Here is a 9,719-nt window from a genome sequence, read left to right as displayed (position 1 = left end):
GGTTGCTCCTGTCCTGTGCAGCGATCCGCTCGTCCGGCGCGCGCTGGTCGCCGTCGCGCCAGATCAGGGGACGAAAGGACCCTGCGGGATCCGAGGCTTGGTGATGGGGCCCAGTTGGCACGAAAGACAATGGCAGAACAGCGTCGTCTTCATTAGCTTTCCCAGGGAGCTCGCGCCCGAGTTCGGACTTCCGGAGATGAGCTAGTGCACTGATCCCACCGGAGTTGTTATAGCGCTTGGCATCTTCATCCAGCGACCCCTCGTGAAGCCGAGCCGCAATCCCCGGCTTTTTGTTTTCAACCAGGTATTCACTGAAACGTCTAGGAGCAGATCCATAGGTCTGAATGGTAGCGGGATTCGGCCCGGTCGGCGCTGCCTTGTACTCTTTGATGGGAGCCGCTGTGTAATCTCTGATGAGCGCGGCGTCGGCAGGGTAGGGATTATTCAGGACAGCGGCGCGGTCCAGCACTGGCGCTCCGCCCGCCCACGTCTTGAGATGACCCACTGCTCTAGCCACGTCCGAGGAGCCACTCTTGCTCTCGTACTCCTTGAGATCCGGATCCAGCGACTCCTCGTGAAGCCGAGCAGCAAATCCCGGCCTGTTATTGTCAAAGAGCCAACGACCAAAGCCGAGAAGAGAATTTACATGGCGCTTGACCGTGCTCTCCNTTGCTCTCGTACTCCTTGAGATCCGGATCCAGCGACTCCTCGTGAAGCCGAGCAGCAAATCCCGGCCTGTTATTATCAAAGAGCCAACGACCAAAGCCGAGAAGAGAATTTACATGGCGCTTGACCGTGCTCTCCAATGCTGACCTCAGCCCTTCGACAATGGTCGCATCGTTGGAATAGAGAGGACCCTTGTCGCGACCGGAGACCCCTATTGGAGGATCTGGCTGCACCGCCGGCGGCACAGAACGAGCATGGCCACGCAACTCGGACGGTGCGGGGGGATTCAGATCAACCACTGACGAATCCGGCGCATCATGATGGCGCGCCGTTGAGTGACCCGGCTGCAGCACCGAGGCACCTAGCCTCGACCCACTGTCTCCGGCGTAGGGCGCCGCGGCGTGTTCTTGTCCGCTCCCTTGCACCATGAGTTGCGCCTCCCATGGCGATGTATCCACNTTGAGTGACCCGGCTGCAGCACCGAGGCACCCAGCATCGACCCACTGCCTCCGGCGTAGGGCGCCGCGGCGTGTTCTTGTCCGCTCCCTTGCGTCATGAGCTGCGCCTCCCATGGCGATCGTAGAAGGTCCGCGTGCGGAATCGAGTCGAAATATCCCGACAAATCAGCGTCGACCTTCTGCTTTTGCAACCGAGCCCACCTTTCGGCCACCGCGGCCTCGCCAACTGCGGAGGGCGTCTCCCCAGCCCTGGCGAACGCTGGCCCGGCAGGCGCCGCCGGCACAGAACGAGCATGGTCACGCAANGAGGGCCGGGATCATGCACTGGTTCGTCCATTTGCTTTTGCAACCGAGCCCACCTTTCGGCCACCGCGGCCTCGCCAACCGCGGAGGGCGTCTCCTCAGCCCTGGCGAACGCTGGCCCGGCAGGCGCCGCCGGCACAGAACGAGCATGGTCACGCAAATCGGACGGTGCGAGGGGATTCAGATCAACCACTGAATCCGGCGCATCATGATGGCGCGCCCTTGAGTGACCCGGCTGCAGCACCGAGGCACCCAGCATCGACCCACTGCCTCCGGTATGCGGTGCCAGGTGCTCGTCCCCCAGCATCATGGGCTGCGCCTCCCATGGCAATGCACCCACTTGATGGGTGGGGGCCTGCATCAGCACGCGAGCGCCTGAATTGCCGATCTCGCTCNTCCCATGGCAATGCACCCACTTGATGGGTGGGGGCCTGCATCAGCACGCGAGCGCCTGAATTGCCGATCTCGCTCAGCTGCTTAGCTTTCCCAGGGAGCTTCTCTGGCCGACCCAATGCCTTCTGCGGCCCGCTGTGCTGCGCAGCGGCGTCCCCAATGGCACGAGCCTCCATGCCGACTGCGTCTTCCGGACGAGCAGCAAGGGCAATTTCGCGCCCGAGTGCGGCGTACGGCGGGAACTTCCGGAGATGAGCTAGTGCACTGATCCACCGGTTACCACTGGAGTCCAAATAACGCCTGGCATCTTCATCCAGCGACCCCTCGTAAAGCCGAGCCGCAATCCCCGGCCTGTTGTTTTCATGCAGGTATTGACTGAAACGTCTAAGAGTAGCCGCATAGTCCTGAGTGGTTTTGGGATTCGGCCCGGTCGCAGGCTCTGCCTCGTACTTTTTGATGAGAGCCGCTTTGTAATCTCTGATGAGCTCGGCGTCGACAGGGTCGGGATTCAGGGCAGCGCGGCCCACCATTGGCGCTCCGCCCGCCGACTCTTTGAGACGACCCAGTGCTCTAGCCACGTTCGAGGAGCCACTCTCGCGCTGGTACTCCTTGAGATCCTGATCCAGCAACGGATCGTCAAGCCGAGCAGCAAATCCCGGCTTGTTATTATCAAAGAGCCAACGACCAAAGCCGAGAAGAGAATTTACATGGTCCGTGACCGTGCGCTCCCCGACCTTACCGGCATAGAGTGCTGACCGCAGCCCTTCGACAACGGTCGCATCGTTGGAATAAAGAGGACGCTTGTCGCGACCGGAGACCACTACTGGAGGATCTGGCTGCACCGCCGCCGGCATAGAACGAGCATGGTCACGCAACTCGAACGGTGCGGGGGGATTCAGATCAACCACTGACGAATCCGGCGCATGATGATGGCGTGTTTCCCCGGGAACAACGTCCCGTACGAACACCGAGTCTGGGTTGCCTTGGTCCGGCGCGACTGGAGCCAGGGCTCTGTCGTGCAACGCTCGCGCTGACTGGCCGAGCCGCTTGATCCGCTGGTGAAACGTCCCAACGGGGCTTTCCTTAACCGCGTCTCGCGCCTGTCGGTCCATGAGTTCAAAGTTCGTGAGATAATTTGCCGTTCCAGATGTATCGTCACCCATGAGTCGGGTTTGTAGTGCCTGCCGATTGACGACGAGGTTGTTGAGGTTCAGGTCTGGCTGGTCTGGCTGCCATCTTTGCAATCGCCCAACCAGCGCCCGCGTGCCGTCCACCACGTAGACTCCGCAATCCCACTCGTTGCTCTGCTGGGCGATGCGGGGTAAGTCCACGCGGGTCTCCAGGCTGGCGCCCAGCCTTTCTGCGAGGTGTTTTGCAAGCTTGTCATGCCATCCGCTGACGGAGTCATAATGATAGGCAACCGGCCGTTCCCGGTCGCTGCGATCAACGAACAGCAGCGACCAATGTTTGCCGCGCTCCGCAAGAGTCTTACCGCCATCGCTCACTGGCACGAACAGGAAGTCGGCTGTGTCGTTACCGTTCTGATTATGGACGATGCGCTGGAATGCGCTTAGCTTGTCGCTCTCGGAGCCCAAGCGCAGATGATAATTGGCTACGAGGGGATCCACGAACCGCGTCCGGGCGGCGAGTTCTGGATTGTTCCCCTGCAACTCCTGCTCCAGGAGCTGGTAATCCCTCTGGATATGTTCGTCGCCTAGCAATTGCAATGCGCCGAGCACCCGCCCGCTGGGGTCGCCGAAAACACCAAAAAACCCTTCGACCGCGGGGGACATCCCCTCAGGAAAGAGCTCTGGCGAGGCGGAATTCCCCGCCCGCAAGCTGGGCGGAGCGAATTCCGGTGGCCTCAGTGGCACCTCCTCCCTTGGTAGCAGGTTGCTCCTGTCCTGTGCAGCGATCCGCTCGTCCGGCGCGCGCTGGTCGCCGTCGCGCCAGATCAGGGGACGAAAGGACTCTGCGGGATCCGAGGCTTGGTGATGGTGCCCAGTTGGTACGAAAGACGATGGCAGAACAGCGGCGTCTTCATTAGCTTCCCCAGGGAGCTTCTCTGGCCGACCCAATGCCTTCTGCGGCCCGCTGTGCTGCGCAGCGGCGTCCCCAATGGCACGAGCCTCCATGCCGACTGCGTCTTCCGGACGAGCAGCAAGGGCAATTTCGCGCCCGNGCGTCCCCAATGGCACGAGCCTCCATGCCGACTGCGTCTTCCGGACGAGCAGCAAGGGCAATTTCGCGCCCGAGTGCGGCGGACGGCAGGAACTTCCGGAGATGAGCTAGTGCAATGATCCTCCGGTCACCACTGGAGTCCTTATAGCGCTTGGCATCTTCATCCAGCGACTCCTCGTGAAGCCGAGCCGCAATCCCCGGCTTGTTGTTTTCAACCAGGTATTCACTGAAACGTCTAAGAGTAGCTCCATAGTCGTGAATGGTTTGGCGATTCGGCCCGGTCGCAGGCGCTCCCTTGTACTCTTTGATGAGAGCCGCTTTGTACTCTTTGATGAGCACGGCGTCGGCAGGGTCGGGATTCAGGACAGCGCGGCCCACCATTGGCACTCCGCCCGCCGACTCTCTGAGACGACGCAGTGCCACAGCCACAGTCGAGGAGCCACCACTGCTCTCGTACTCCTTGAGATCTTCATCCAGCGACTCCTCGTGAAGCCGAGCAGCAAATCCCGGCTTGTTATTTTTAAAGAGCCAACGACCAAAGCCGTAAAGAGAATTTACATGGCGCTTGACCGTGTCCTCCTTGGCCTTACCCGCGTAGAGTGACCTCAGCCCTTCGACAACGGTCGCATCGTTGGAATAAAGAGGACGCTTGCAGCCGCGACCGGCGGAGACCACTATTGGAGGATCTGGCTGCACCGCCGCCGGCACGGCGGAACGAGCATGGTCACGCAACTCGAACGGTGCGGAAGGATTCAGATCACCCACTGACGAATCCGGCGCATGATGATGGCGCGCCGTTGAGTGACCCGGCTGCAGCACCGAGGCACCTAGCATCGACCCACTGCCTCCGGCGTACGGCGCCGCGGCGTGTTCTTGTCCGCTCCCTTGCATCATGGGCTGCGCTTCCCATGGGGCCGCGCCTTCGATGAGGCTCAGGTCTCCCTGAGACGGATGAGGATGGAACGGGTCTGGCAGAGCCGGAACGCCGGGGGCGGGAATTTGGGCAGCGGCTTGGCGCGCCTCGCCCGAGCGCTGCTCAAAGCCCTCTTGCCCGGCCTGTGCCGCTTGCTCTTGAGATGCCGGGGGCTGCACCTGCCGCCAACCTGTTACATTGGATAGGTCAAATTTGTGCCGGTTCACGCTAGCCTCACGTCCACAGATCAGCTGAGCAACCTACTCGGGCATACTTACGAGAAGCTGACGAGGTCCGCGGTCCCGGAGCGGGTAGGCCTAATTTTCTGCGCGCCGATTGCGCTGGCGCGACGTAGCCCGGCCTTTTGCCAGCTCGGCAGCTACGGCTCGCAAAGAGCGTCGTAAGGCTTGCGGAGCCGCCCCTCAGCTCCCGTCGAGGAGCAATCCACAATTCACATATTTGGAAATGGCTCGCTGGTTTACCGGTCTGCGAGCCCTGCAAGCCCATGCTTCAGATGCCGCCCGTGCAGAGGTATTTCATTTCGAGGTAGTCCTCGAGGCAATGGCGGGAACCCTGCGTCAGCGGGAGCGTCAGCTACATAGTCGATAACACGCGCTTTTTACCTCGGTCTCGGCTCGCAACGATGGATTGCTAACGGCGAACTCATGCTGGTCGGCAAGGCGATACTGGCTGGAGCATCAACTCGGCCGACGAGAGTGGCCACACCATCCTATACAGGATCGGCCGATATGCCCGGCATCGCCGCTCTGCAAAAAGCACAGCGGGCATCCAGACGTTGCCGGGTTGACTATGGGTGTCCGAACCGCGAAAAGAGGCCGCTCTTTATGAGTGGCGTGCGCTGGCAGTCTAACCCCAAGCCCCCCGCCCGGGCTGCCGGCGCGCTTCTAGGAACATCGAGGTAGATGACGAGACTCCGAACTACATTTCCAAAGCTATCGGTGGATTCACATTTCAAGCCCAATCGATTTCCTACAGCCAGGCGCGAACGTTCGATTGGAACATTCAGAATTCACATCAAGGTGCACCGCTATTGCGTCCCGAACAGGTTCGGCTGCTCGATGACGACTACGAGATTGTTCTCATCAAAGGTCTGCCACCATTAAAATTGAGGAAGGTGCGTNACATTCAGAATTCACATCAAGGTGCACCGCTATTGCGTCCCGAACAGGTTCGGCTGCTCGATGACGACTACGAGATTGTTCTCATCAAAGGTCTGCCACCATTAAAATTGAGGAAGGTGCGATATTTTTCGGATCGCATTCTGAAACGCATCTTTGAAAGCCAGACAGGCGCCCTCCCGGAGCCGGCGCCCTTGACGGGAGCAGAGGAGGCGCTCTCCGCAGAATCTCAACTCGATGACCCGCTGTGTGAATTGGCGCAGGACTTTGACGATACAGTTTGATGTGAGGCTAGTATGAACCCGCGAAATAGTAATCCATCCCGTGTAACAGCTTTGTCGCAGGTGCAGGACGCCGGCTTGGAAGACGGGCAAGCGGTCCAGGCCCGGCGAGTGGGCTTTGAGCAGCACGTGTCCGAGGCGCTCCGGCCGCTGTTCGATGGTCGAGCTGACGAGCCGCCTACCGGTCCAGAGGAGCTTCTGCGACTGGAAAAGGGGTTTCGGGAGGTGCTTCAGCGAGGGCAGGATCATCAAGCCGCCTCGTCTTTTTTCAGCGATCCAAGGATGCCCGCTGGACGGGATGACCCCAAGGGAAGCGTGTCGGACGCTTTCGCAGCAGCCGGCTCTAGGCACGCCGGAGTTGAGGCCGCCGCCCCGCCAGTGTTAGCTGCCAGCCAACAGCAGATCCGGCCCTCGCCAGTTGCGTTTGACCGACCGGTATCATCCTCGGCTGCTGCAGGCGTGCGCTTGTATGCCCCTTCGATGATCTCTCGGAAGACCAGTTCCGAAAACTGCGATCAGTTGCCCGCCTTGTGCTGCCGCCTCGCCGTCGAGGTCGAAACGCCCGCGAATCAATGGAAGCTCAGCGGGCCATCGGGGCAGAGTGCAACGCCGTCTACACCGCCTATTTGAGGGGAGAGGTACACTTGGCTTTCCTGTTCCAGCAGCATCCGGCCGCACACCGACGCGATGGGGAGCTAGAATTCAAATCGGACCTTCGCAAGGCACGCACCGCGGATCAAACGCCGTTCGTTTGGGAAAAATGGCTCAGTACCGACAAAGCTTCTGTAATGGCCCTAGTGGCCTCGGTTGCGCTCTTGGTCGCGATACAGTGGCAAGACCCCCAGATCAACGAGGCGGTCCTAAGCGAACTGCGGACGATTCAGATCAACTACGCATTGCTCCAGCGAGACGTCGCCCGCGCCGACATGGTATTGGACTTCCGTTCCGTTGCTTCTACCGGGCAAGCATTAAAAAGGAACCTCCAAAACTACCAACGCCTTGTTGAGATTTCGCCCAATGAGAGCTCCGGGGTGCACTCCAGGTTGGTTGCACAGCTCAAAAATTCCCTCGAAAACACAGAAGCTGCCATCTCGGCCTCGGCCGCGCAAAATGAGCTTCTGCAAAGCTCTCTCGTACGCTTTGCTCGCTCGGCTAATCGCCTTCGGGGGGGAGTGTCGAACAGGCCTGAATTTTCCAATCTGATCCTTCAATTTTCGGCCAGACCGGGATTCAGCCTCGCACTACAAATCGATCAGTCTCTCCGCCGACTTCCTCCTAGCCAGGACCAAGTCACGGAGGATGTTGCCCGCGAGGGCCGCGCTATCCTGTCCTCAATGTTGAGGTTGGACCGCGCTGTCAATCGGATCCCATCCTTCGACACGTTCGCCAAGGCTGCGGAATTGGAGCGAGAACATCTGAAAGCCTACAGCTTCGCCAGCGCGCAAGCGCAGCGTACACGACTTTTCTTTGGCTTGGTGTCCATATGCCTCTGCTTGTTTGCGACCATTCGAGCCTCCACGCTGCATGTGCGGACGAACCGGTTGGAAAGGCGGTTAGAGCTTGAAGCGGCGATGAGTGAGATCGAAGCTTGTTTCATCGACAGTCAAGCAACGAAGGCTTCGCGGCGCTTCTCCACCGAAGCAGCACTTAGACTCATTCAATGCGTTTTCGATGCGGATCAATGCGCGCTTGCTCTGGTGGATCCGAGTATCAGCAGGAATACCGAGTACTTTGTCGCGAACAAGCGCATGCGCGTCTGGAACGCCACGCTAATCCATGAAGTCGTCTCACTTGTACACCCGGAACAGCCAGTGTTTCGCGTCGTTCCGGCGTCGGAAGTGGTTCGGACTGCCGTAGGCACTACCGGTGTTTGTCAAATTGTTGGTTGCAGGGCCTCCGATCAGCAGGCTGCGGTTTGTATCCTTGTTTTTGAAGGAGATCGCTCACCACCCTCCACAGACGACCTCCTGGTTCTGGCGAGCGCTACTGTGCGTTTAGGCAACCATCTTGAAATGCAACGTGTACACACGGAACGTAACCTTTTTGAGAGTCGATGGGAGCATGCGGAAAGGCTGACGGCTGTCGGCACAATCGCAAGCGGCGTTACACATGAATTCAATAATGTTCTAGGAGCAATAGTCGGCTACGCAGAGATGGCTAAAGGTCTTGTGCGCCGCCCCTCGAGAATTCGGGGCCACATCGGCCAAATTATCTTAGCCAGCAACCGAGCCAAACTGATTATTGATCAAATTTTGTCACTAAGCCGAAATCGGAAGCGCGTGACGATGCCTTTCGACGTCTCGGAGAGTGTAATGGATCTCGCGCCATTGCTGCGGGTTACACTTCGTGCGGATGTTGAGTTGAACTTCAAGATCAACGAGTGGCAAACGGTGATCGAGGGCAGCCCGACCGAGATACAGCAGATCCTTATGAATCTATGCAAGAACGCGTCGGAGGCTCTCTTGAATGAGGGCCGTGTCGAGATTAGCGTTTCTCGCGCTCACGTCTGTCAAACGAAGCCCGTGGCTAAGGGCACCTTGAAACCGGGAGATTACGTTCTCCTCTCCATCAGCGACGATGGCCAAGGAATCGCAAGTTCGGTGCTTCCGCATATCTTTGAGCCCTTTTTTACCACGCGCTCTCGCGTCGGCGGGACCGGACTGGGTCTTGCTGCAGTGGACCGCCATGTGAGCGCGCTCGCAGGATGCCTTGACGTCACCTCGGCTGTTGGCCGAGGTACACGCTTCGATCTCTACTTACCGGCCTGCGCTGAGGAGCAGGTCAGAGCTGATAGCGCTTTCGGCCCATGCGATGGATCACTTGGCAACGGAGAAATCATTGCAGTCGTTGACCCCGATCCAGCAGCGTTGGAGATCTACAAGGATAAGATCGCCGCGCTGGGTTATAGGCCGGTCGGCTTCGCGACCTTCGAGAGTCTTTGCGACTGGATCGAGAGCGGGAAGGCAGCCGACCTCCTAATTTTCGATAAAGCGACTTTCCTCGGGCCAGGACAGCCCGAAGCCGTACGTACCACCCTGATGACGGTGCCCATCATCGTCGTTGGTGGAAGCGACCCCATGCCGATCACATCTGGTAATCAGACCTTCGTCCTTTGGCTAGCCAAACCGGTCTCGTCCAGGACGATGGAGCATGCAATTCGTAGGATGATAATGGCATGATGCCGCCGACGCGCTCAGGATACCGAGCTACCGAGGCAGTCGGAGGCGGAGCCGGCTGGGATCCAGCAAATACAAGAGCGTCGGACGATCTCTGCGCACCCGGCTCATGGCGAGTTCCTCTCGAACACTGTCGTGGGCTTCCGCCCAAGGAAGGGCTCCCCGACCACGGCAAACCTGCCGCCGTGCTCGTGACCGTCAAGGACAAG

Annotated in this window: 3 protein-coding genes and 1 pseudogene; 2 read left to right on the top strand and 2 right to left on the bottom strand. The window is 59.4% G+C overall.

Annotation, left to right across the window (positions count from 1 at the left end; all coding sequences use genetic code 11):
- Together X742_RS1000000175260 and X742_RS1000000176850 are read right to left on the bottom strand one after the other, a co-directional pair.
- On the bottom strand, window positions 1–469 hold a 469-nt coding region (locus X742_RS1000000175260), incomplete at its 3' end, for a hypothetical protein (protein WP_210164353.1).
- Between the two features lie 1,164 nt (window positions 470–1,633).
- Window positions 1,634–3,613, bottom strand: a complete 1,980-nt coding sequence (locus tag X742_RS1000000176850; protein WP_348524197.1) for a Ulp1 family isopeptidase — start codon at window positions 3,611–3,613, stop codon at window positions 1,634–1,636.
- Window positions 3,614–5,836: 2,223 nt separating this feature from the next.
- Between X742_RS1000000176850 and X742_RS1000000176240 the strand changes: the two are divergent.
- Together X742_RS1000000176240 and X742_RS141635 are read left to right on the top strand one after the other, a co-directional pair.
- Window positions 5,837–6,337, top strand: a pseudogene (locus tag X742_RS1000000176240) (type IV secretory system conjugative DNA transfer family protein); the annotation flags it as partial.
- Between the two features lie 641 nt (window positions 6,338–6,978).
- The gene (locus X742_RS141635; RefSeq protein WP_031248691.1) at window positions 6,979–9,513 is read left to right on the top strand and encodes a two-component system VirA-like sensor kinase; all 2,535 of its coding nucleotides are present in this window, start codon (window positions 6,979–6,981) and stop codon (window positions 9,511–9,513) included.
- Window positions 9,514–9,719: the final 206 nt, after the last annotated feature.

It is taken from the genome of Mesorhizobium sp. LNHC229A00, assembly GCF_000502415.1.
Lineage (GTDB): Bacteria > Pseudomonadota > Alphaproteobacteria > Rhizobiales > Rhizobiaceae > Mesorhizobium.
This window is presented reverse-complemented; position numbering and strand designations above follow the sequence as displayed.